Annotated in this window: 22 protein-coding genes and 1 other RNA gene; 12 read left to right on the forward strand and 11 right to left on the reverse strand. The window is 72.6% G+C overall.

Annotation, left to right across the window (positions count from 1 at the left end; translation table 11 throughout):
• Positions 1–555: 555 nt before the first annotated feature.
• From ACFYZY_RS16940 to ACFYZY_RS16950, 3 genes are read right to left on the reverse strand one after another with little or no spacing between them, the layout of a single operon-like run.
• On the reverse strand, positions 556–1,398 hold the full coding sequence (locus ACFYZY_RS16940; protein ID WP_388694385.1) for a helix-turn-helix domain-containing protein: 843 nt from the start codon (positions 1,396–1,398) through the stop codon (positions 556–558).
• A gap of 7 nt (positions 1,399–1,405) precedes the next feature.
• Entirely contained in the window at positions 1,406–1,930 is a 525-nt protein-coding gene (locus ACFYZY_RS16945; protein WP_388694388.1) for a DUF6879 family protein, read from the reverse strand.
• A complete protein-coding gene (locus tag ACFYZY_RS16950; protein WP_388694390.1) occupies positions 1,902–2,309 on the reverse strand; it encodes a hypothetical protein in 408 nt (135 codons plus the stop codon). Before ACFYZY_RS16950 ends, ACFYZY_RS16945 begins: the two co-directional genes overlap by 29 nt.
• Positions 2,310–2,800: 491 nt before the next feature.
• Here ACFYZY_RS16950 and ACFYZY_RS16955 point away from each other — a divergent pair, with 491 nt between their 5' ends.
• Together ACFYZY_RS16955 and ACFYZY_RS16960 are read left to right on the forward strand one after the other, a co-directional pair.
• Complete coding sequence (locus tag ACFYZY_RS16955) at positions 2,801–3,409, forward strand: glycine-rich domain-containing protein (RefSeq protein WP_388694393.1); 609 nt, start codon at positions 2,801–2,803, stop codon at positions 3,407–3,409.
• Positions 3,406–4,062: a class I SAM-dependent methyltransferase gene (locus ACFYZY_RS16960; RefSeq protein WP_388694395.1), complete on the forward strand. Its 657-nt coding sequence runs from the start codon at positions 3,406–3,408 to the stop codon at positions 4,060–4,062. The genes ACFYZY_RS16955 and ACFYZY_RS16960 overlap by 4 nt, the downstream gene beginning before the upstream one ends.
• Positions 4,063–4,640: 578 nt before the next feature.
• Here ACFYZY_RS16960 and ACFYZY_RS16965 read toward each other — a convergent pair.
• Together ACFYZY_RS16965 and ACFYZY_RS16970 are read right to left on the reverse strand one after the other, a co-directional pair.
• Positions 4,641–4,994 carry a hypothetical protein gene (locus tag ACFYZY_RS16965; protein WP_388694397.1) on the reverse strand — a complete coding sequence of 118 codons (354 nt, stop codon included), beginning with the start codon at positions 4,992–4,994 and terminating at the stop codon, positions 4,641–4,643.
• A gap of 16 nt (positions 4,995–5,010) precedes the next feature.
• Entirely contained in the window at positions 5,011–6,267 is a 1,257-nt protein-coding gene (locus ACFYZY_RS16970) for a multiprotein-bridging factor 1 family protein (protein WP_388694400.1), read from the reverse strand.
• Between the two features lie 183 nt (positions 6,268–6,450).
• Here ACFYZY_RS16970 and ACFYZY_RS16975 point away from each other — a divergent pair, with 183 nt between their 5' ends.
• The 5 genes from ACFYZY_RS16975 (at position 6,451) to ACFYZY_RS16995 (ending at position 9,421) form a co-directional block, all read left to right on the forward strand.
• Complete coding sequence (locus tag ACFYZY_RS16975) at positions 6,451–6,618, forward strand: hypothetical protein (RefSeq protein ID WP_388694401.1); 168 nt, start codon at positions 6,451–6,453, stop codon at positions 6,616–6,618.
• Between the two features lie 106 nt (positions 6,619–6,724).
• Complete coding sequence (tgmA, locus tag ACFYZY_RS16980; protein WP_388694403.1) at positions 6,725–6,985, forward strand: putative ATP-grasp-modified RiPP; 261 nt, start codon at positions 6,725–6,727, stop codon at positions 6,983–6,985.
• A gap of 5 nt (positions 6,986–6,990) precedes the next feature.
• Positions 6,991–7,950 (forward strand): ATP-grasp ribosomal peptide maturase, encoded by a 960-nt coding sequence (gene tgmB / locus ACFYZY_RS16985; RefSeq protein WP_388694778.1) that lies wholly within the window; start codon positions 6,991–6,993, stop codon positions 7,948–7,950.
• On the forward strand, positions 7,947–9,206 hold the full coding sequence (gene tgmC / locus ACFYZY_RS16990) for an ATP-grasp peptide maturase system methyltransferase (protein ID WP_388694405.1): 1,260 nt from the start codon (positions 7,947–7,949) through the stop codon (positions 9,204–9,206). Before tgmB ends, tgmC begins: the two co-directional genes overlap by 4 nt.
• Positions 9,128–9,421, forward strand: coding sequence for a DUF6087 family protein (locus tag ACFYZY_RS16995; protein WP_388694408.1), 294 nt, complete (start codon positions 9,128–9,130; stop codon positions 9,419–9,421). Before tgmC ends, ACFYZY_RS16995 begins: the two co-directional genes overlap by 79 nt.
• Before the next feature lie 167 nt (positions 9,422–9,588).
• Here the strand turns inward: ACFYZY_RS16995 and rnpB are convergent.
• Positions 9,589–9,987: RNase P RNA component class A (gene rnpB, locus ACFYZY_RS17000), an RNA gene on the reverse strand.
• A gap of 95 nt (positions 9,988–10,082) precedes the next feature.
• Between rnpB and ACFYZY_RS17005 the strand changes: the two genes are divergently transcribed.
• Positions 10,083–10,832, forward strand: a complete 750-nt coding sequence (locus ACFYZY_RS17005; RefSeq protein WP_388694409.1) for a MerR family transcriptional regulator — start codon at positions 10,083–10,085, stop codon at positions 10,830–10,832.
• On the forward strand, positions 10,829–11,779 hold the full coding sequence (locus ACFYZY_RS17010) for a hypothetical protein (RefSeq protein ID WP_388694412.1): 951 nt from the start codon (positions 10,829–10,831) through the stop codon (positions 11,777–11,779). The genes ACFYZY_RS17005 and ACFYZY_RS17010 overlap by 4 nt, the downstream gene beginning before the upstream one ends.
• Here the strand turns inward: ACFYZY_RS17010 and ACFYZY_RS17015 are convergent.
• Positions 11,724–13,166, reverse strand: a complete 1,443-nt coding sequence (locus ACFYZY_RS17015; protein ID WP_388694414.1) for an RNB domain-containing ribonuclease — start codon at positions 13,164–13,166, stop codon at positions 11,724–11,726. The two genes, ACFYZY_RS17010 and ACFYZY_RS17015, sit on opposite strands and share 56 nt — an antisense overlap.
• Before the next feature lie 298 nt (positions 13,167–13,464).
• Between ACFYZY_RS17015 and yaaA the strand changes: the two genes are divergently transcribed.
• Complete coding sequence (gene yaaA, locus ACFYZY_RS17020; RefSeq protein ID WP_388694416.1) at positions 13,465–14,232, forward strand: peroxide stress protein YaaA; 768 nt, start codon at positions 13,465–13,467, stop codon at positions 14,230–14,232.
• A 63-nt stretch (positions 14,233–14,295) separates the two neighbouring features.
• Positions 14,296–14,937, forward strand: coding sequence for a bifunctional 4-hydroxy-2-oxoglutarate aldolase/2-dehydro-3-deoxy-phosphogluconate aldolase (eda, locus tag ACFYZY_RS17025; protein WP_388694419.1), 642 nt, complete (start codon positions 14,296–14,298; stop codon positions 14,935–14,937).
• Between the two features lie 54 nt (positions 14,938–14,991).
• Here the strand turns inward: eda and ACFYZY_RS17030 are convergent, their stop codons facing one another.
• Genes ACFYZY_RS17030 through ACFYZY_RS17040 form a run of 3 tightly spaced genes read right to left on the reverse strand, consistent with a single transcriptional unit; the run spans position 14,992 to position 18,013 of the window.
• Positions 14,992–16,455 carry a bifunctional RNase H/acid phosphatase gene (locus ACFYZY_RS17030; protein ID WP_388694421.1) on the reverse strand — a complete coding sequence of 488 codons (1,464 nt, stop codon included), beginning with the start codon at positions 16,453–16,455 and terminating at the stop codon, positions 14,992–14,994.
• Positions 16,455–17,198: a zinc ribbon domain-containing protein gene (locus tag ACFYZY_RS17035; RefSeq protein WP_388694779.1), complete on the reverse strand. Its 744-nt coding sequence runs from the start codon at positions 17,196–17,198 to the stop codon at positions 16,455–16,457. The genes ACFYZY_RS17030 and ACFYZY_RS17035 overlap by 1 nt, the downstream gene beginning before the upstream one ends.
• Positions 17,195–18,013 carry a Nif3-like dinuclear metal center hexameric protein gene (locus tag ACFYZY_RS17040; protein WP_388694423.1) on the reverse strand — a complete coding sequence of 273 codons (819 nt, stop codon included), beginning with the start codon at positions 18,011–18,013 and terminating at the stop codon, positions 17,195–17,197. Before ACFYZY_RS17040 ends, ACFYZY_RS17035 begins: the two co-directional genes overlap by 4 nt.
• Before the next feature lie 364 nt (positions 18,014–18,377).
• Between ACFYZY_RS17040 and ACFYZY_RS17045 the strand changes: the two genes are divergently transcribed.
• Entirely contained in the window at positions 18,378–19,532 is a 1,155-nt protein-coding gene (locus tag ACFYZY_RS17045; RefSeq protein WP_388694426.1) for a hypothetical protein, read from the forward strand.
• Positions 19,533–19,783: 251 nt separating this feature from the next.
• On the opposite strand, the gene ACFYZY_RS17050 is transcribed toward ACFYZY_RS17045, so the two are convergent.
• Positions 19,784–20,638, reverse strand: coding sequence for a MaoC/PaaZ C-terminal domain-containing protein (locus tag ACFYZY_RS17050; protein WP_388694428.1), 855 nt, complete (start codon positions 20,636–20,638; stop codon positions 19,784–19,786).
• Between the last annotated feature and the right edge of the window lie 372 nt (positions 20,639–21,010).

The raw sequence follows: 21,010 nt of genomic DNA on the forward strand, positions 1-21,010 counted from the left end.
GCCCGGGGGGGCGTGGGGCTCTTCTCAACCCCCGCCACCCGGGGCCCGCCCCCGGTGGTGGTGCCGGTGTGGGGGGGGGGGGGGGCGCCCGGCGGGGGGGGGGGGGGGGGGCGCCCGGGGCCCCCCCCCGCCGCCGACCTGCGCACCGCCCCCGTACCGGGCGACCTGTGCTTCTACCGGGACAACGACTGGCCGTACCCCGACGAGGCGGACCGGCTGCACTTCCTCGGGGGCGGCCGGGTGGTGGCCGCGATCCCCGCCGGCCACTGATTTCCCCGCGCCGAGGCCGCTCCCACTCCTGAGGCGACACCGAAGCTCGGCCCCGGGCCGGCAGGCATCGGAAGCCCCCGGCACCCTGACAACCCGGCCAGAGGGTGGTGGGTCATGCCGTGCGCCCGGAACCGGTTCCGCCCGGTGGACTCCCGACGGCGCAAGGGCCCCATGAGCAGCGGAGCCCGGTTCGAACCGGTACGGGCAGGGCCGGGCCACAGTCGGCCCTCCATCGAGAAGAGCTCCGAACTGCGGTTTCGCTGGTCGGAGCCTTTCGGTCCGTGGTCAGCCGTCCAGCCGTGCGAGAGCCTGGGCAATCAGCGCTCTCGCCGACTGCCCGTACACGGCGGACCGTTTCAGCAGGTCGAACGCCTTGGCATAGAGCGCGATCTCGCGGGGCTGGGTGACGGAGAGCTCCGCCGAGTAGGTCTCCACGAGGACGAGCTTGCTGTCGAACATGGAGAAGGAGTTGCCCGGCCAGATGTGCATCGGCGCCCTCGCGGGGATGAGTCCGAGGCTCAGGCGGGGGAGGGACATGACGGCGAGGAGGCGGTCGAGCTGGCCTCGCATCACGTCCGGCCCGCCGAAGCTGGTCGAGAGGGCCTGTTCGGCGAGGAGGACGTTGAAGATCCGGTCCCCCTCGTAGAGGTACCGCTGTCGTTCCATCCTCTTGGCCACGGCGGCGTCGATGTCGTCGGGGATCTCGTAGTAGTCGACGACCTGGCGGAAGGTCTCGGCGGCGTACTCGGCCGTCTGGAGGGTGCCCCAGACCACGGTGGGGTGCCAGATGCGGAAGACCTTGGTCCTCGCGTAGACCGGGAGTGCCTTGCGTTGCCGGGGCTCGGCACCGGCCTGGAGCTGCCGGCGCCATTCCAGCCACAGTTCCTCGATGTGCCGGACGGTGGCGATCAGGTCACCGGCCTGGTCCTGTGTGTGGGTCAGCTCGCACCAGACGCGGATGTCGTCCTCGCTGGCGTTCTGCCGCCCGTTCTCGATTCGGGAGACCTTCGACTCCTGCCACCCGGTCGCAGCGGCGAATGCCCGACCGCTCGAGTAGCCCGCGTCCTTGCGAAATCCTCGCAGCCGGGCACCCAATGCTTCTCGCTGTGCCTGTGCTTCGTCGCTCACTGGTGGGTCAGGTCTTGTACTCGGGGTGGGGGACGGCGAGGGACCAGAGCCGGTCCCGTACGCGGACGCACTCTGCCACGGTCTCGGGGTCCGTGACCAGCTCGGAGCCCAGGACCCGGCCGTCGGCGCCGAAGTGGCCCACGGCGAGGAGCCGGTCGTCGAAGAGCCACCAGTCGTTGCCCGCCACGGGGAAGACGATGCCGTCGGGCAGACGGTGCCGGGGCAGCCATCGGATGTCCTCGCCGGCCTCCAGGTTGAGGCGCGTCAGAGAGTGCTCCCACCCGACGTACCGGGAGTGCGGCTCCGTGACGACGCGGATCCGCCGTACGGTCTTGCCCTCCCCCGTGACGCGCTTCATGAGCGTCATCCACGGGTCGAGCCACGCGTAGTCGTCGGGCTCTCCGCGCTGCCATCGGGCGTACGGCGTGTCCTCGACGGGGGAGCCGTAGTCGTCCCTCAGCTCCAGATGGAACGCGTCGCGCGCGAAGCTGTCGAACAGTTCGTCACGCTGGGCGCTGGTGATCAGCTCCACCGCTCTCCTCCAATAGGGCTGTGATCGAGGACTTGGGGACCTCGACGCAGGTCTCGTAGTCGGGGATCCGCATCTGGCTCAGGGCCTCGGGGTCGTGCATCTGCGGCCCCTGGACGATGCACGTTCCCTGTTCGGTCACCAGCATGATCGGGGGCTCGTAGGTCTTGATCTCGCCGGCCGGCAGCCCGTCCTTGGTCAGGTGCTCGAACAGCTCGGTCGGAACCTCGACGACCGTGTGGCCGTCCGGCACGTCGAGCCGCATGAGCAGATCGTTCGCGAAGACCTTCCAGCCCTGTACGACGTAACTGTCCCGGTCGCTGGCGTACAGGGTGGGGCTGTCTCCCGGGGTGGAGTTCTTCCCGAGGAACCGTAACTTCATGGTGGTTCTCCCGTCCGCGTCCTTGCTCAGGTTTGCGCGATCTCGTCGATGGTCGGTGAGTCGTTCGAGCTCGTCAACCGCGTTGCCGCAAACTCGCGCAACCTTCTTGGGAGTTGGCCGGAGACCGCCCTAACGTCGTTCGGGAAGCCACACCACGTGACGCCGAGGGGAAGCAATGGACGCAGCGGTCAGAACCCCGCAGGAATCCGCCCGGACCATCTCCAGGAACGCCCTGCCGGAAGTGCGGCAGGCACTTCAGGTCATGAGGTTTCCCGGCAACGTGTTCACGGGCGAGATCGTCCAGGGGCACGGCACCGTCCCGCCCCCATGACACCCCGCCTCGGCAGTCGCTGTCCGCCCCACGGCCCAACAGCCGCAGGGGCGCCCAGGCGGGGGCAAGTCCCCTCCCCGTTCGTCGTCCGCTCCGACGAAACCGCGTCCGACGGACGGGGAGGGTTCCGCAAGATCCGTTCGAGCTGGAGGTGTCCCGTATGGGTACGGCAGTAGCGGTACGCGATCCGAAGGAACTGCTGGGCGAGGAGGTCTGGGACCGGGAGATCAAGCTCCTGACCCGCGACTACCTCATGGACAGCGTGATGGCGGGCCGGCTCCTCGGCCAGGCCGTCGCGTACCTGATCACCGCCATGGAGACCATGGGCGAGGGTCTGGAGCTCGGCTGCGGCGAACTCGTCGACGTGGCCGTGCACACGCTCATCCTCGACACGGCGAACTACGCCGCGTTCTGCGAGAAGTACAACAACGGGCAGTTCCTCCACCACATCCCCGAGATCGACCGCAAGGCCGACGGCACCGTCATGCGGACCGCGGCCGTCGTCGAGCAGCACGGGTTCGAGGTGGACTGGCCGCTGTGGGAGCGGGACTCGTCGAAGTGCTCCCCCTGCGCCCAGGGCACGAGCTGCCACTGGCCGGCGGGGACACGAAGCCGGGGTCGTCCTTCGGGGCGGCCCCGGCCGTCACGTTCGGGGGAAGAACCGGCGTCACCGACCCGGCCGGAGAGCCGGACGAGTAGCGTGCGGTGTCGTCGGAGCCGGACGGTACGGATGCTCAACACCCACTCCAACGAGGAACGTCGCACATGAGCGTTGAGAACTACTGGGATCGCTACGCGACCGGGGCCGTGACGAAGATCGGCTCGGTGCAGGACTCCATCGACAAGGGATTCTGCTGGACACAGTACGACCACCACGGCCCCGCCGAAGAACTGCTCTGCCAGCCCGAGAGCGCCCTGGAACTGGGCTGCGGCAGCGGAAACGAGGTCGCCTACCTCGCCCGCAAGGGCATCGCCGCCACGGGCATCGACCTCTCCCCCGTCCAGATCCGGTACGCCGAGGAACGCTGGGGCGACATCGAGGGAGCCCGCTTCCACCTCCGCGAGGCCGTCGACTTCCTGACCACCACCGAGGAGACGTACGACGCCGTCTACTCGGTCTGGGGCGCCTTCTGGTTCACCGACCCCCACCGCCTCCTGCCCGCCATCCGCGAGCGCCTCAACCCCGGCGGCGTCCTGGTCTTCTCCCAGGCGCCGGCCGTCGACGGCTGCTACGGCGCCCAGGGCATGTACGGCAACGGCTTCACAGGCAAGGTCCTGCCGGTCCAGCGCTGGGCCTACTCCAAGGAGATGTGGCACGGGATCCTGATGAACTACGGCTTCCTGGAGACCGAAGCGCGTGTCCTGGAGGCCCCCGACCCCGAGAACCTGGGCACGCTGATCGTCCAGGCCCGGGTGCGGTAGCCGGCGGTAGAACCGCCCCGCCGGCCTCTCTTCTTGGAGAGCCGACAGGGCGACCTTCTTCGCTCCGGGGTGCCCAGCGAGGGAAATGCAGGCCCACATTCGGAGTGTCCTGTTCCGGCGCGCCGATGCCGGTTCCCAAGCCGGAGCCTGTCCCGGTGGAGTCGCGGGAGCAGAGGACGGCCCGGTGCGGTCTGGCACCCCGTTCGGCGCCCTCAGGTCCGGTGCGGCCGGGGTGGTGAGGGGCCGGTGCGGCGGCCCCGGGGGTACCGCAGTGTCAGTGGGCTTCGGGCGTCTTCAGCTCGACGGCCATCCAGGTCCCCGGGAGGCAGTCACGAAGAGTGAGCAGTCCTTCCGCTCGCCTGGAACGTGAAAGGGCCCTTGAACAGGCGCAACGTCTGCCCAAGGGCCCTTCCACGCCTACCGACAGACGAGTCGGGCTGTACGCCGGGGACTGTCGGCGCAACGCTATGACCTGCACAAAGACGTAGGGATGGCGCTTCCGTGGCTACTTTGGTGGCTACGTAACAAGACGTCCCCGCCCGGATCGGCCCGGACGGGGACGTCGTCACTCCCGAGATTCAGACGGTCTCTTCGATGCGTTCGAAGATGTCCGCGTCCGTCTCCCGCTGCCAGACCGGCAGGTCGGACCAGTCGGCGACGTATCCGGGCTTCGGGTCTTCGAAGTGTTTGAACATCTGGGCGGTCCAGCAGATCGCGACGAAGCGGCCCTTCTGTTCGCGGGTGAGCCGGGCCGCATGTCCGCCGCTGACCTCGATGAAGTCGCGCACCTGCCCGTACACGGCGGTGGCGGCTTCGCGCTCCCACGCGGGCGTCTCGTCCCACGGCGTGACGTAGCCGGGCTTCGGCTCGCCGGGGTAGTGCTTGTTCACGCCGTCGATCCACGCCTCGCGGAAGATCCGGCCGTCATTCATGCGCGTGTCCCTCTCATCATGCGGTGCGCGGAAGCGCCGCGATTCGGTGATCAAGAGTCGAGACTCGGTCATCGGACATGAGCGGGGCAAGACGCCCCCGAAGCCCGTCCAGCTTCTTGCCGATGAATCCCGAATTCGACCGGTCGGCCAGTCCGAGTGCTTGCTCCGCATAGTGCACGACCTGGTCGATGTCCCGCCTGTGCACCCCGAGCACGGCGAGGTCACTCAGAACAGCAGCGCGGCGACGCAGGGAAAGAGGCTGGGCAAGGGCTGTGGTGAGCGCTTCCTCGGCGAGATCGGGGCGACCCAGTTGGAGGTAGCAGGCTCCTCGCTCCTCCGCGAGACGGGAGCCGTCGAAGCGGAGCCAGCCGCCGTTGTGGGAATGAGCGCCGTCGAGGGCGTGCACTTTCTCGGCCTCGTCCAGCGCCCGGTTGCACGCGTCGAAATCGCCCATGGCCGCGTACGTCTGCGCCTGGACGGCCGCGACCCAGTGACGGGTGGAGAGAACGTCGTCGCCCCTCCGGGCGATGTGGAAGGCCGCCGCGAGCAGGGGGCGGGCGGCGTGCGCGCGGTGCGCGTACAACTCGACGTACGCGTGGCGGGTCATGGCACAGGCCCACAGGTCGTAACCACCACCGGCGTGGGCCGCGTTGGCGGCCAGCGTGTAGCACTGGGCGGCGTCGGTGTACCGGTTGGCGTCGAAGAACAGCTCGCCGACAAGCTGGTAGAGGTCGGCCGTCATCCGGCACAAACGGGACCGCTCCGCAGCGGTTCGGGGTTCGGTCAGCGCCTTCGCCATCACGTCGAGCTGTGCGCGTACGGCAGGGAAGACGACCTGCTTGGAATCCGAGAGCGCGTAGACCCGCCAGAGGCTGCGGTGCAGGGAGTCTCCCGCCTCCGGGAACGTCGGCACTGCCCATTCTCGGACCGTCTCGCCGCAATCGGGAAGAGCGACCAGTGCACCCGTGACGGCGAGCAGGCCCAGGACCTCGCGGCGCTTCATGTCGTCATCATCACCATGGAGGAGGGGTGGGGTAGCGGGGAGCTTGACTTTCTCGGTCGGCTGCTCGTCGGAGAGAAGGGCTTCCAGATCGGGGAGGGTCACCCCCAACAGCTCTGCCATCTTCGACCGTTGGTGAGGACGCGGGGTGGCGCGACCGCTTTCCCAACGGACCACGGTGGACGCGGCCACCGAGAGTGCTTCTGCGAATTCCTCCTGAGAGTAACCCCGCGCCGCGCGTCGTTCCGCGAAGTGCTTACGCCTCAACGTCATCGGTCTCCCCTCACGAGAACTCTTTCACGCGCTCGCATCCGCCATCCGACAACGCCTGGAAAACGCCTGCGCATTGCGCGGGGCACGCTCTGGAAGAACGTAACGGATCGTCGTTCACTGGTCACACGCCGTTCGGATGCCGAAGAACCCTCCGGGCGGCTCCCCACGAAAAGGAGCGAGCGCGTGACGTCCTTCGGGCTGCCCCGCAGGAACCCTGGCGTCGGCGGCCGTACGTACATGCCGCCGGAGCCCCCGCCCGGTACGCCGAGCCGGGCCCTGCGAGTACGGGCGGCCGGCGGCCGGGAGAGGTTCATGCGCCGTGTCGAGGCCCGGCAGGAGCCGGAGGAGTGAACCCGGTCGGTTCCAACGGCCCGAGCGCCACCCGTTCCTGAATACGAATGTCCGCGCCCTGTCAGCGCGTGCGGTTTTCCCCACCCACGGCAACCGAAGGAGCCCCATGACCACCTCCGTCGCACTTTCCGCCCTCGCGCGGCCGTGGGGCGCGAGCCGACTCGCGCCCTACCCGACGGTCATCCGCCGACCTCACGCCACGGTCGCCATCGACCCCCGGACGCAGCTGGGGGTCTTCCGTGATCAGGCCGGCCACGTGGTCGAGATGGGCAAGCACGGCACCAGCTCCGGGACCGAGACCTCCACGACGACGAACTCGGACTCCCGCAACGACCAGGGACACGACCAGGACAGCAACCAGGACTGATGACCATGACCGAGAAGAGGCCGGTTCTGTTGGCCACCGAGGCGGACGACATCACCGCCGACATGGTGATCACCGAACTCAACCGGCGCGATGTGCCGGTGGTCCGGTTCAACCCCGCCGACATCGGCGAGGACCTCACGGTCTCGGCTCGGTTCGGCACTTGCCCGGCCCCCGTGGTCGGGCAAGTGCGCACCCCGTCGAGAACTGCCGACCTGGCGTGCGTTCGATCGGTGTACTGGCGCCGCCCGGAGTGGCCCGCATTCCCCCACCTGTCGCCGGACGATTCCCGTTTCGCGGCGGCGCAGGTCCGCTACGGACTCGGAGGCACGCTCTACGCTTTGGACGGCCCGCTCTGGGTCAACCACCCGTTACGTGTCTCCGCAGCCGATTACAAACCCGCCCAGCTCGCCCTCGCCCAGCGGCTCGGATTCAACGTCCCGCCGACTCTGGTCACCAACAGCCCGCACGAAGCACAGGAGTTCATCCGCACTCACGGTGATGCGATCTTCAAGACGCTGCGCTGGACCCCCTACACGCGTGACCGAGTGCCGGTGACCGGATGGGCCGATCCCGTCACCCCCGACGAGATCGACGACAGCGTGAGGGTCGCGCCCCACCTGTTCCAGGTCCGCGTGGACAAGGTCGCCGACGTTCGCGTACTGCTCGTGGGTCGGCATGTCTTCGCCGTACGCATCGAGTCCGAACTCCTGGACTGGCGAAAGGACTACAGCGCCCTGACCTACACCGTGGAACACCTTCCCGACCGGGTGGTCAAGGGACTGCATGCCTACCTGGACCGGCTGTATCTGGTGTCGGGAAGTTTCGACCTCGCGGTCGACCGCGAGGGGAACTACTGGTGGCTGGAACTGAATCCCAACGGACAGTGGGGGTGGCTGGAGACCGAGACCGGCCTCCCGATGTCCACCGCCTTCGCCGACCTACTCGCACGAGGAGACAGCCGATGACCGACCCGGCATCCGAGCGACGCCGCATGGCAACCGTGCTCGTGAACGAAGGCGTCCTGAAATCCCCCTGGCTGCGTACGGCCGTCGAGACCGTCCCCCGCGAGCGGTTCCTCCGCCCAGGAGTGTTCCTGGACGAGGGGCGAACCTGGCGTCCCGTCACCGCCGCCGGCACGGATCCGGACGAGTGGATGAAGATCGCATACAGCGTCGACACCCTCACCACCCAGCTCGACGGCCACCTCACCGCCGACCAGGCCGGCGGACCCGTCGCGGGCGTGCCCACGTCCTCCTCGACCGACCCGGCCACCGTCGTCGGCATGATCGAGGCCCTGGACCTCGCGGCGGGGCACCGCGTCCTGGAGATCGGCACGGGCACCGGCTACTCCGCAGCCCTGATGTGCCACTACCTCGGCGAGGACCACGTCACCACGGTCGAGGTCGATCCACAGGTGGCCGCACGCGCCGATGCCGCTCTCGAAGCCGTCGGTTTCTCGACGTGGACGGTGACGGGCGACGGCCTCCTCGGCCACCCGAACCGAGCCCCGTACGACCGCGTCATCGCCACCTGCGCGGTCCGCCGCATCCCGTACGCCTGGATCAGGCAGACGAAACCGGGAGGCGTCGTCCTCGGCACGGTCGGATCGTGGCCGTGGGGAACCGGCCTCGCGAAGCTGACCGTCGGCGACGACGGCATCGCCGATGGCGTGATCGTCGGGCGCTCCTCCTTCATGCAGGCACGGGCTCAGACGATGGCCCCCGTGGCAGGTGACCTCTCCGCCCGGACCGCGTACGCGGACAGCCGACGGCGCACCCGGGTGTCCCCTCTCGTCCTGGAGGAGTGGATGCCCGCCTTCCTCGCCCAGTTGGCCGCACCGGGAGTTCAGTTCGTCCGCGCGACGGACGGCAACGGCTCACCCTTGCGATACCTGTTCGATCCGGAGAAGGAGTCGTTCGCCGAGTTCCTCCACGACGGCAAGAACTGGACCGTCCGGCAAGGCGGCCCTGTGGCCCTGTGGGACGACGTGGAACGTTCGCTCGTCGCCTGGCAGGACGCCGGCGCACCGGAGATCGACTCCGTACGGCTCCGCGTGACGCCCGAATCCCACCGGTACGGGATCGGGCATGCCCCTTCCCTGCGCTGGGAGCACCGGATCGCCCGACCCACTACCCTCCGGCCATGGACGACGAATCGCTCTCCCGATGGGCCGAGCGCCGGGATGCGAGGATCGGGCAGCTCCGCGCCGTGCCCCTCGTGACCGGAGACGGCCCGAGGGCATCGCATCTGCACCCTGACGCGCCCCGCGCGATCCAGCGGTGGAACGGCCATCTGTGGGAGCCGCACGGCTTCGCGGCGAATCTGACGGAAGCCAGGCGTGTCCTGTTTCCCGACGCCGAGCCCGCCGCCGCCCCCGAGGCAGCGCCGAAGCTCGGCCCCGGGACCGGCAGACACCGGAAACCTCCGGCGCCCTGACGGCTCCGCCGGAGTGCCGACCCGTCTCGTGCCGACCGCCCGGCGCGGCTGCTTTCGCAGCGGCGCGGTCCGGTACGAATCGGTACGGGCCGGGGCGAAGTCTCAGCCACCCGCTCATGAGAAAGAGCCCCTGACCCGCTCTTTCGCTGGTCAGAGGCCCTGAGGGGCAGACGAGTCGGGCTGTACGCCGGGTTCTGTCCCCCGGGACCTCGCGGTCGTCGGGGTGACGGCCATCCATCTAGGACCGGCGTTGCCGCCGGCCTCCTGCGGTCTACCCGCGGACTCGGGCGAGCAGCCCTCGAACATCCGCGCAGGGACACCGGGGTGTCCCCTCTTGACCTTGCTCCGAGTGGGGTTTACCTAGCCGCCTGAGTCACCTCAGGCGCTGGTGGTCTCTTACACCACCGTTTCACCCTTACCGGGGACCGGAGTCCCCGGCGGTCTGTTTTCTGTGGCACTGTCCCGCGGGTCACCCCGGGTGGCCGTTAGCCACCACCCTGCTCTGTGGAGCCCGGACGTTCCTCGGGAAGATCCGGAGATCTCCACGCGGCCGCCCGCCCGGCTCGTCTGCCGTGCCGCCCATGCTACCCGCCGTTTCGGGACGACGGAGCCGGGGAGCACCGCTTGACCTTGTCGCGACGTCAGGGTTTCCACTGAGGCCATGCGGATCGGCGAGATCGCCGCGCTCATCGGGGTCACCCCGCGGGCCGTGCGGCACTACCACCATCTCGGGCTGCTGCCCGAGCCCGGACGGCGGGCCAACGGGTACCGGGAGTACGGGGTGCGGGACGCGGTGCTGCTCGCGCGGATCCGGCGGTTGACCGAGCTGGGCCTCGGCCTCGACGAGGTGCGGGACGTGCTCGCGGACGACGCGGGGCGGGAGCTGGTGGAGGTCCTGGAGGAACTGGACGAGGACCTGGCGCGGCAGGAGGCGGTCGTACGGGAGCGGCGGGCGCGGCTCGCGGAGCTGCTGGCCGAGGCGCGGGCGGGCCGGCTGCCCGCGGAGGGGCCCGTGTCGCCGGAGCTGTCCGGGCTGCTCGCGGGACTGGGCGAGGTGCCCGATTCCCCGATGGCGGCGAAGGACCGGGAGATCCTGGTCCTGCTGGACAGCGTCGTCCCGGCGGAGGAGCGGGCCCGGCTGATGGAGCTGGTGGGGCGGGCGGCGAGTGGCGCGGGGGAGGTGTACGGACGGCTCGACGGTCTCTCCGGGGCGGCGGCCGGCGATCCGCGGGTCACGGAGGCCGCCCGGATGCCGGCGGCCTGTCTGCCGGACGGAATCGGCACGGAGCTGCCGGTGGAGGGTTCGGGCGGCCTCGCGGGCGTCTTCTTCGGGGACCTCTCCCCGGGGCAGGCCGCGGCGGTACGGCTCGCGATGCGTCTGGTGCGGGAGCGGAAGGAGGGGCGGCGGTGAGCGACGGAGGGGTCGTGGTGGGTGGCGGCGGGGTGACGGTGGGAGACGGAGGGGTGGCGGTGGACGGCGGAGGGGTGGCGGTGGGAGACGGCGAGCGGGTCCGGGGACGGGTGGTACGGGTGCTGCGGGCGGTCTCGTACGCCGCCCTGCCCGCCGAGGCGGTGCTCGCCGTCTGTCTGGTGGGCGGGGTACGCGTACCGGGGGCCGTCCTGGCCGCCGCCGAGCTCTTGGTGGTGATGCTCCTCGTGGCCGAGGTGTCCGTGTGGGTGCGGCTGCGACGGCGGGGGCTGTCGCGGCGGGAAGCCCTGGCGGAGCTGGTGCCCGAGGCCGTGCTGCGGCTGATCGGGCACGAGCTGCGGCTGATGGCGAGCCTCGGCCGGTGGGCGGCGCGCCGGCCGCACGGACTCGGGGACGCGCGGGTGGCGTTCCCGCACGCCCGGGACCAGGCGGCGCTGATGTACGGCTTCGCGTTCGTGTGCGTGGTCGAGACGGTCGGCATGTCGTACCTGCTGGCCGGTCTGCCCGCGGTGCACGCCGTGGTCCTCTTCCTGGACGTGTACACCGTCCTGTTCGTCCTCGGGCTGCACGCAGCCTCGGTGACCCGCCCCCATCTGCTGACGACCGGGGGCGAGCTGCGGCTGCGGCAGGCGGCCCACGTGGACGTGCGGGTGCCCCTGGAACGGATCGCCGCCGTCCGCCGGGAGACGCTGTTCACCCACGAGAAGGCCGAGGACGAGCTGAACCTGGCGGTCGGTTCGCAGACCTCCGTCACGATCGAGCTGGACGCGCCGGTCGACGCGCCCCGGCTGCTGGGCGCGCCCCGGCCCGTACGCCTGATCCGCTGTCACGCGGACGACCCGGCCGCTCTGGTGCGGACCGTGTCCGACGCGCTCACGCGGGCGCGAACAGCACCTTCGCCCGCCCCGGGTCCGCCTCCGCCAGTCTGACCCGCATCCACTCCCCCAGCGGCAGCGCGGAGTCGCCGCCCTCGATCCGGGCGACCACCGCCGGGTCCTCCAGGTGGACGGTGCCGGTGGACGGCTCGCGCTCCTTGACGTCGATCACGTACGCGTCGAAGAGGTCGCCGACCCGGTCCTTCAGGAGCGCCGCCTCCACGATGTCCACGCTCTCGCGCTCCACGGTGCCGGCGCGGCGCGAGCCCGCGGCCATCTCCTCCGGCAGGGCCGGCAGGGCGGCCCGTACCCACTCGGGCGGTTCGTCCCCCGCCACCGCCGCCACGCACAGCTCGCTCGCGTACCGGTCGACGAGGCGGCGCAGCGGGGCGGTGCAGTGGGTGTACTCGTCGGCGACGGCGGCGTGCACGGCCGGGACGGGGACGTGGCCGTCGGTGAAGACGGTGTACCCGGCGCCCCGCAGGAGGGTGGTGCACTCCTGGAGGAACGCGGCGTGGCGCGGGTTCGACGGGTCGGCGGAGCGGACCACGTCCGCGTACGGGACGTGGGGCGGCCAGTCGACGCCGAGGGCCCGCGCGGAGCGGCGGAGCCGGGCCACCGCGCCGTCGGGCGCGGCGGGGAGGGTGCGCAGGACGCCGGTGCCGGCGGCGGTCATCAGGTCGGCGGCGGCCATGCCGGTGAGCAGGGAGAGCTGTGCGTTCCAGCCCTCGGAGGGGAGCGGGGCCCGGTAGGCGAGGTCGTAGCCGCGGTCCCGTTCGACGACCTCCTGCTCGGGGACGTCGAGGGAGATCCCGCCGCGCTCGGTTTCGAGGGCCTCGCGGAGGCGTCCGATCTCGCGGAGCAGGGCGACGGGCTCCTCGGCCGTGCCGGAGTCGATCTGCCGCTGCACGCCCGCGTAGTCGAGTTTGGCGCGGCTGCGGACGAGGGCGCGGCGGACGTCGGTGGCGACCCTGCGGCCCTCGGCGTCGAGGTCGATCCGCCACAGCACGGCGGGGCGGACCTCGCCGGGGAGGAGGCTGGCGGCGCCCTCGGAGAGGACGGCGGGGTGGAGGGGGACCTTGGCGTCGGGGAAGTAGAGGGTGAGGACCCGCCGGTGGGCCTCGGCGTCGAGCGCGGAGCCGGGCGCGACGAAGGCGGCGACGTCGGCGATGGCGTAGTGGACGCGGTAGCCGCCGTCGGCCCTGCGGGACAGGTGCATCGCCTGGTCGAGGTCGGTGGAGGAGGGCGGGTCGACGGTGAGGAACGGCAGGTCGGTGGCGTCGTGCGCCGGGAGACGGGGTGCCTTCGCGGCGGCCTCGGCCTCGGCGAGGACGGCGGGCGGGAAGTCCTCGGGGATCGCGAGTTCGGTCCGGAGTGCGCGCAGGGCGGCCCGCAGGGGAGCCTCGGCTGCGCCGGTCACGTGGATGGGGCGGCGGGGCATGGAGAGAGCGTAGGGGGCGGGGGCGGTTCCGTCATGTCGGGAGGAGGTCGCGCGGGAGGCTCCGCCGTTCCCCCGCGGTACGGGGCGTTCGCGGCGCCCGTCGCGTATGAAGGCGGTCCCGGGCCGCCGCGTACGAAGGCGCTGCCGGGCCTTCCACGGCGCGGTGACGTCCACGGGCGTTCGCCGCACGAAGGCGCCCACGGCCGTTCGCCCGCCGTACGGAGCCGCCCGCGGACCCTTTGTAGGCTTGACCGCCGGGGTCGCGCCCCCGCCCCCGCCCGTACGAAGGAGAACCACCGTGCTCGTGCTGCTGCCGCCCTCCGAAGGCAAGGCCCCGTCGGGGAGCGGGGCCCCGCTCAAGCCGGAGGCGCTGTCCCTGCCGGGGCTCGCGGAGGCGCGGGCGGCGGTCCTGGACGAGCTGGTCGAGCTGTGCGCCGCCGACGAGGAGAAGGCGCGCGAGGTGCTCGGCCTGAGCGAGGGGCTGCGCGGCGAGGTCGCGAAGAACGCGGAGCTGCGGACGGCGGGCGCGCGGCCGGCCGGGGAGATCTACACCGGTGTCCTGTACGACGCGCTGGGCCTGGCGTCCCTGGACGCGACGGCCCGGGAGCGGGCGGCGGACTCGCTGCTCGTGTTCTCGGGGCTGTGGGGCGCGGTGCGGGTGACCGACCGCGTTCCGTCGTACCGCTGCTCGATGGGGGTCAGGCTGCCGGGCCTCGGCGCGCTCGGCGCGCACTGGCGGGGCGCGATGGCCTCCGTGCTGCCCGGGGTGGCCGGGGACGGTCTCGTCCTCGACCTCCGTTCGGCGGCGTACGCGGCGGCGTGGAGGCCGAAGGGGGAGGTCGCGGCCCGGACGGTGACGGTACGGGTCCTGCACGCGCCGACCCGGAAGGTGGTCAGCCACTTCAACAAGGCAACGAAGGGCCGGATCGTGCGGAGCCTCCTGGAGGCGGGCGTGGTGCCGGACTCCCCGGCGGAGCTGGTGGAGGCGCTGCGGGACCTGCGGTACGTGGTGGAGGAGGGCGGGAAGCCGGGGGCCCTGGACGTGTTGGTGGACGAGATCCACTGAGACGCCGTTGCGCCCTGCGCAACGCTCGTTGCGGAGGGCGATCACCCTCGTCAGGATGAGGCCATGACGAGCGTGTTCGACCTTGCCCCGGAGTGCCCCGTCGTCCCCGTGGTGGTGATCGAGGACGCGGCCGACGCGGTCCCCCTGGCCCGCGCCCTGGTGGCCGGCGGGCTGCCGCTGATCGAGATCACCCTGCGCACCCCGGCGGCGCTCGACGCCCTGCGGGCCGTCGCGGACGAGGTGCCGGAGGCGGTCGTCGGCGCCGGGACCGTCGTCTCGGCGGCCGGGGTCGCGGACGCGGTCGGCGCCGGGGCCCGGTTCCTGGTCAGCCCCGGGTGGACCGAGCGGCTGCTCGGCGCCATGGAGGAGTCGGGGGTGCCGTTCCTGCCGGGGGTCTCGACGGTCTCGGAGGTCGTGGCCCTGCTCGAACGGGGCGTGGACGCCATGAAGTTCTTCCCCGCCGAGGCGGCGGGCGGCGTCCCGTACCTGAAGTCCCTCGCGGGCCCGCTCCCGGGGGCCCGCTTCTGCCCGACCGGCGGCATCTCGCCCGCCTCCGCCCCGGCCTACCTCGCCCTGCCGAACGTCGGCTGCGTCGGCGGTACGTGGATGCTGCCGCCCGACGCGCTCGCGGCCCGCGACTGGACCCGGGTCGAGTCCCTGGCGCGCGGGGCGGCGGCGCTGCGGGCACCGCTCGGCGGCCGTTGAGCACGGCGGCCGAGCCGGACGGTCACCCGGCGGCGGTCGAGCCCCCCGCCGGGCCTACCGCAGATGCGAGGTGTCGTTGAGGAGGCGCACGGAGGCGTTGCCGTCGGCGTAGTAGGCGACGGCCGAGAGCGAGGCGGCCGACAGCTCCATGCGGAACAGGGATTCCGGCGGGGCGCCCAGGGCGAGCCGGACCAGGGTCTTGATGGGCGTGACGTGGGTGACGAGGAGGACCGTGCGGCCCGCGTGGGCGGCGGTCAGCCGGTCCCGGGTCGCGGCGACGCGGCGGGCGACGGTCGCGAAGCTCTCGCCGCCGCCGGTCGGCGCCGCCTTCGGGGAGGCCAGCCAGGCGTCGAGGTCCTCGGGGTACCGGGCGCGGACCTCGCCGAAGGTCAGTCCCTCCCAGGCGCCGAAGTCGGTCTCCCGCAGCCCCTGGTCGATCCGGACGTCCAGTCCGAGCCGGGCGGCGACGGCGGCGGCGGTCTGGCGGCAGCGGGTCAGGGGCGAGCTGACGATCTCCTGGACCGTGCCCCGCGCGGCGAGCGCCCCGGCCACGGCCTCGGCCTGCCGCAGTCCGGCCGCCGACAGCCCGGGGTCGCTCCCCCCGCTCCCCGAGAACCGCTTCTCGGGCGTGAGCGCGGTCTCCCCGTGCCGCAGCAGCACGAAGGTCGCGGGCGCTCCCATGTCGGGGGCGGCCCAGCCCTGTCCCGGCGCGGCCGGGGCGGCGGGCTCCGCGTGCGTCACGGCGGCGGCCTCGGCCTCGAAGTCGCCGGTGGCCCCGCCGGGCGGGAACAGGCCGTCGTCGGGCCGGTCGGGAAGGGCCGTTCCCGAGGGGCCCGACGGCCAAAGAACAGACCCCGGCCAGGCGCCCGCACTCGTGCCCGTGCCCGTGCTTGTACCCGTGCCCGTCGTGGCACCGGGAGTCCCGGCGGAGGGGCCCGGGCCGGAGGTCCCGGACCCCGCACCCGTGAACAGCGCCGCCCGCGCCCGCGCGGCTCCCGCCGCCGCGTCGCCCGGAGGGCCCGACGGCGGCGGGGCGGCGGCGTTGCGGGCGGCGGAGGCGTCGAGGGCCGCCGTGGATCCGGACGGCTCCCACCGCCGGCCGAGCCGCCCCGCGTCCATCGCCTCGTTCGCGAGCCGGTCCGCGTGCTTGTTCCGCTCGCGCGGGATCCACTCGTACCGGACCCGGCCCGCCGGGAAGACCCGGCCGGCCTCGGCCGCGAGCGGCTTCATGTCCGGGTGCTTGATCTTCCAGCGGCCGGACATCTGCTCGACGACCAGCTTGGAGTCCATGCGGACGTGCACGGTGGCGTCCGGGAAGAGCTCCCGGGCCGCCTTGAGGCCGGCGACCAGGCCCTTGTACTCGGCGACGTTGTTCGTCGCCACTCCGATGTACTCGGCGGTCTCCGCGAGCGTCTCGCCCGTCGCCGCGTCCAGGACCACCGCCCCGTAGCCGGCGGGCCCCGGGTTGCCCCGGGAGCCTCCGTCCGCCTCGACGACGAGTTCGCGCGCAGGGGTCATTACAGGCCGGACTCCGAGGTGCGGACCAGGATCCGGCGGCAGTTCTCGCACCGGACGACCGCGTCCCGGGCGGCGGCGCGGACCTCGTTCAGCTCGGTGATGTTGAGCTCGATGTGGCAGCCCTCGCACTTGCGCTGGTACAGCCGCGCCGCGCCCACGCCGCCCTGCTGCTCGCGCAGCTTCTCGTACAGCTTGAGCAGGTCGGCCGGGACGGAGCCCGCGATCAGCTCGCGCTCCTTGGCGACGGAGGCGGCCTCCGCGTCCAGCTCGGCCTGGGCGGCGTCGCGGCGGGCGGCGGCGTCGTCGGTCTTGGCCTGGACGGCGGAGACCCGCCCGGTCAGTTCGGTGAGGCGCTCCTGCGCGGACTCGCGGCGCTCCATGACCTCCAGGACGACCTCTTCCAGGTCGCCCTGGCGCTTGGCGAGGGAGACGATCTCGCGCTGGAGGTTCTCCAGGTCCTTCGGGGAGGACACGGCGCCGGAGTCGAGGCGCTGCTGGTCGCGCGCGGCGCGCTGGCGGACCTGGTCGACGTCCTGCTCGGCCTTGGTCTGCTCGCGGCCGCAGTCGCTCTCCTCGGTCTGCGCGGCGACGAGCAGGTCGCGCAGCTGGTTGAGGTCCTTGGTGAGCGCCTCGATCTCGGCGTGCTCGGGCAGCGAGCGGCGCTTGTGGGCGAGCTGCTGGAGGCGGGTGTCCAGGGCCTGGACGTCGAGGAGGCGGATCTGGTCGGCGGGCGCGGCGTTCAGTTGGGGGCTCCAGGGGAGGTGTGGTGGGAGGACCAGGGGTCGGTGACCGTCTTCGAGACGTGGACGCGGAGGTCCCAGCCGTGACGGTCGGAAATCGCGTCGAGCTGGGCGGCGGCCTGCTCGCACCAGGGCCATTCGGTGGCCCAGTGGGCGGCGTCGACCAGGCCCAGCGGGGTCTGCAGGACGGCCTCGGAGGCGGGGTGGTGGCGCAGGTCGGCGGTGAGGAAGGCGTCCACGCCCGCGGCCCGTACGGCGTCGAAGAGGCTGTCGCCGGAACCGCCGCTGACGGCGACCCGGCGCACGGTCGTGCCGGGGTCGCCGGCGACCCGGATGCCCTGCGCGGTGGCGGGCAGCCGCGCGGCGGCGCGGGCGGCGAACTCGGCGAGGGTCTCGGGGTGGTCGAGCTCGCAGATCCGGCCGAGGCCGTTCTCCGGGACGAGCGGGCCGGTGACCCGCAGGCCGAGGGCGCCGGCGAGGGCGTCGGAGACGCCGGGGTCGGCGGTGTCGGCGTTGGTGTGCGCGACGTGGAGGGCGATGTCGTGCTTGATGAGGTCGTGCACGACGCGGCCCTTGAAGTGGCCGGCCGCGACCGTCGTCGTACCGCGCAGGTAGAGCGGGTGGTGGGTGACGATCAGGTCGGCGCCCAGGGCGACGGCCTCGTCGGCGATCTCCTGGACGGGGTCGACGGCGAAGAGGACGCGGCCGACCCGGGCGTCGGGGTCGCCGCAGACGGTCCCGACGGCGTCCCACTGCTCGGCCCGGTCGGGCGGCCAGAGGGCGTCGAGCTCGGCGATGACTTCAGACAGACGGGGCACGGGGGAAAGGCTACCTGTCCCCCGCGCCCCGCCGTCCTGGCCTGTGGACGACCCCGCCCCGCCGTCACCTCCGGCCCGCGAAGAGTCCCGCCCCGTGGGCGTCCCCGGCCCGCGAAGGGCCCCGCCCCGGGGCGTCCCACGACCGGGCGGTCCGCGTCCCGCCGCATCTCCGCCGCGCCCCCGCCGGGCGTCCGGCTTCGGTGAGGCTCCCCTTACTCCCCCTCACCGCGCGTCACTCCAGCACACACGGCCCCCTCCGCTCAGCCGAACCGCCGCAGGGCCACCCTTATGTGTGAAGTGACCGGGCTCGTGTTGTCCGCCGGGAACCGCGAAAACTAGCTTCGTCGCCGGAGGTGACGAGTCGATGACAGCCTGTGCCATCGAGATCCCGGCCGAGGACGACGACGCCGAAGGGAAGGACGACGGGAGGGCCGGCCGGCCGGCGGGGTTCGCGATCACGGCGAACGGCGCGTACGCCGCCGGGCTCGCGGGGACCGGGGACGCCCTGTACGCGGAGAGGTGGACCCTCGACGGCCCGGAACCGTACGCCGTGCCGCTCCCGCTCGACCAGCCGGAGGAACCGCACACGCAACTGCTGCCCCTCGCGGACGGCCGGGTCCTCGTCTGCCGCCGCGTGGACGGACGGCGGCACACGTTCTCGCTGCTCTACCCCACCGGCCCGGCCACCGGCGAGCTGCGGCTCGGTTCGGTGGACGCGCCCGGCTCCGAGCGGCTCGTCCTGCTCCCGCCCTCGCCGGACGGCATCTGCGCGTACGCGATGTGCGTCGGTCCCGACACCACGACGCTCTGGCTGGTGGCGGGCGGGGCCTTCGGCCCGGAGCGGGTGGCGGAGGTCCGGGGCCATTGCGCGGGCGGCGTCTGGCTCGACCGCACGGGCCGGATGCTGGCCCTGGACCGGCGGCTCGGCGACGGACCGGTGAAGGCGGTCGCCGTGGACCTGGAGCGGGGCGGCGAGGTGACGCCGCTGCTCCAGATCGCCGAGGACAGCGACGACCGGCTGCTGCTCGCGGACCCGGACAGCGGTCTGCTCCTGATCCGCTCGGACGCGCCGTCGCCGGGGCACGACCGGCTCGGCTGGGGCGTCCTCGGGAGCCTGCTGCCGGTGCGCTTCCCGGAGTGCCTGCGGCTCGACGACGCGGCGGTGACGCCGTTCGCGGTGCAGCCGGGGCAGGTGCTGATGCCGGAGAGCTGCGCGGTGGCGCTGCGGATCGACGCGGCGGCCGGGAGCTGGGTGGGGATCTGGCGCCCCTCGTCCCGCCGGATGGACCAGCTGGCCGCCCCCCGGGGCTGGGTGGCGGGCACGGGCCTGTGGACGGCCGGGGGCGTGCTGCGGCTGCCGTACGCGACGCCCGAGGTGCCGTGCGGCCTCGCGGCCCTGGAGGTTCCCGAGGAGCCGGAGGCCCGGCCGGAGCCGGTGGAGGTCCCCGAGGAGCCCCGCGTGTGCCGCCCCGTACCGCTCCAGCAGGCTCCCCTCACCGACCGCGGACCCGTTGGCTAGAATCGCGGGCCGCACGGCAAGATCGATTTCTACGGGGTGAGTCGCACCATGTCGGAAGCAAGCACGGAGGGTACGGAGTCGAACGGCTCCGGACGGCATCGTGGCGTGGCCGCGCCGGCGGAGGACTCCTCGTCCTCCCCGCACGGCCGCCACCGCCGCGAACCCGACGCGCAGTGACCGGAGCGTTCTGACGGTCGAGCGGGCCGGAGGGCCCCGGGGTCTCCCGGGGCCCTCCGGCGTCCCCGGACGTCCTACGCGTGCTCCACGAGCGCGTCCGTGAGCACGGGGGCGTCGTCGCGCTCCACCGCGGTGGCCGTCACCTGGACGCGGCCCTCCTCCGCCCACATCCGGATCCGCAGGGTCTCGCCGGGGAAGACCACTCCGGCGAAGCGGGCGTGGTACGCCCGGACGCGGGCGACGTCCCCGCCGAGCAGGGTGTCCACGACGGCCTTGAGGACCATGCCGTAGGTGCACAGGCCGTGCAGGACGGGCCGGTCGAAACCGGCGAGGGCCGCGAACTCGGGGTCGGCGTGCAGCGGGTTCCAGTCGCCGGAGAGGCGGTAGAGCAGGGCCTGTTCCTCGCGCACGTGCCGTTCGACGGTCCGGTCGGGCTCGCGGTCCGGGGTGTCCAGGCGCCCGGAGGGGCCCCGGTCGCCGCCCCAGCCGCCCTCGCCGCGCACGAAGATCCGGGCCTCGCTGGTCCACAGCGGGCCGTCGGCGTCGGCGGTCTCGGAGCGCAGGACGAGGACGGCGGCGCTGCCCTTGTCGTGGACGTCGGCGACGCGGGAGGTGGAGACGGCGCGTCCGCCGGTGGGGAGGGGCCGGTGGAGGGTGATCGACTGGGCGCCGTGCAGGACGGCCATGAGGTCGACGTCGACGCCGGGGGCGGAGAGCCCGTCGACGATCCCCATGCCGCCGCCCGCGACGGTGGCGAAGCTGGGCAGGACGTGGAGCCGGGACTCCAGGGTGTAGCGGAGTTCGGCGGGATCGGTCGCGGGCACTCCGGCGCCGAGGCCGAGGTGGTAGAGCTGGACGTCCTTGTGGTCCCAGGAGATCTCGGTGCTGCGGGGTTCGGCGGCGACGGCCTTGGCTGCGTCGATGGGCATCGGGCTGCTGCTCCTCGTGACGTGGGAGAACCCGGCGCGGCCGTCCGTGCCGGGTCCGGCCGGGAACCGTCCCGCACGCGGCTGTTCTAGAACGCGTTCTAGGCCGGTGGTCCCCATGTATAGCCGAGGCCCGGGATGTTGGGAACCCTCGTGACGGCACGTCAGCAACCGTACGGGGAAAGGCCGTCGGAACATCCGCCACGGCCGGCCCCGTACGTTCGCGCCCGCCCGGACGGGCCTCCGCTCCGTGGTGTCGCGGCCGCGAGGAGGGAGTCCGCGAGGGCGTGGAAGGTCTCCTCGCGGAGCCCGCTCACCCGCCCCGCCGCCCGCACGGCCAGGGGCCGGTCCCGGGCGGCGGGTTCGAGGTCGTCG

Source organism: Streptomyces sp. NPDC001744 (genome assembly GCF_042892575.1).
Taxonomy (GTDB): Bacteria; Actinomycetota; Actinomycetes; order Streptomycetales; family Streptomycetaceae; genus Streptomyces.

Excerpts from the sequence above, each read along its gene's own strand:
- ACFYZY_RS16970 (WP_388694400.1), bottom strand. The coding sequence starts at position 6,267 with ATGACGTTGAGGCGTAAGCACTTCGCGGAACGACGCGCGGCGCGGGGT.
- ACFYZY_RS16960 (WP_388694395.1), top strand. The coding sequence starts at position 3,406 with ATGAGCGTTGAGAACTACTGGGATCGCTACGCGACCGGGGCCGTGACG.
- tgmC (WP_388694405.1), top strand. The coding sequence starts at position 7,947 with ATGACCGACCCGGCATCCGAGCGACGCCGCATGGCAACCGTGCTCGTG.
- ACFYZY_RS17015 (WP_388694414.1), bottom strand. The coding sequence starts at position 13,166 with ATGCCCCGCCGCCCCATCCACGTGACCGGCGCAGCCGAGGCTCCCCTG.
- ACFYZY_RS17005 (WP_388694409.1), top strand. The coding sequence starts at position 10,083 with ATGCGGATCGGCGAGATCGCCGCGCTCATCGGGGTCACCCCGCGGGCC.
- ACFYZY_RS16950 (WP_388694390.1), bottom strand. The coding sequence starts at position 2,309 with ATGAAGTTACGGTTCCTCGGGAAGAACTCCACCCCGGGAGACAGCCCC.
- ACFYZY_RS16995 (WP_388694408.1), top strand. The coding sequence starts at position 9,128 with ATGGACGACGAATCGCTCTCCCGATGGGCCGAGCGCCGGGATGCGAGG.
- tgmB (WP_388694778.1), top strand. The coding sequence starts at position 6,991 with ATGACCGAGAAGAGGCCGGTTCTGTTGGCCACCGAGGCGGACGACATC.
- ACFYZY_RS16965 (WP_388694397.1), bottom strand. The coding sequence starts at position 4,994 with ATGAATGACGGCCGGATCTTCCGCGAGGCGTGGATCGACGGCGTGAAC.
- ACFYZY_RS17045 (WP_388694426.1), top strand. The coding sequence starts at position 18,378 with ATGACAGCCTGTGCCATCGAGATCCCGGCCGAGGACGACGACGCCGAA.
- ACFYZY_RS16955 (WP_388694393.1), top strand. The coding sequence starts at position 2,801 with ATGGGTACGGCAGTAGCGGTACGCGATCCGAAGGAACTGCTGGGCGAG.
- ACFYZY_RS17050 (WP_388694428.1), bottom strand. The coding sequence starts at position 20,638 with ATGCCCATCGACGCAGCCAAGGCCGTCGCCGCCGAACCCCGCAGCACC.
- ACFYZY_RS17030 (WP_388694421.1), bottom strand. The coding sequence starts at position 16,455 with ATGACCCCTGCGCGCGAACTCGTCGTCGAGGCGGACGGAGGCTCCCGG.
- tgmA (WP_388694403.1), top strand. The coding sequence starts at position 6,725 with ATGACCACCTCCGTCGCACTTTCCGCCCTCGCGCGGCCGTGGGGCGCG.
- eda (WP_388694419.1), top strand. The coding sequence starts at position 14,296 with ATGACGAGCGTGTTCGACCTTGCCCCGGAGTGCCCCGTCGTCCCCGTG.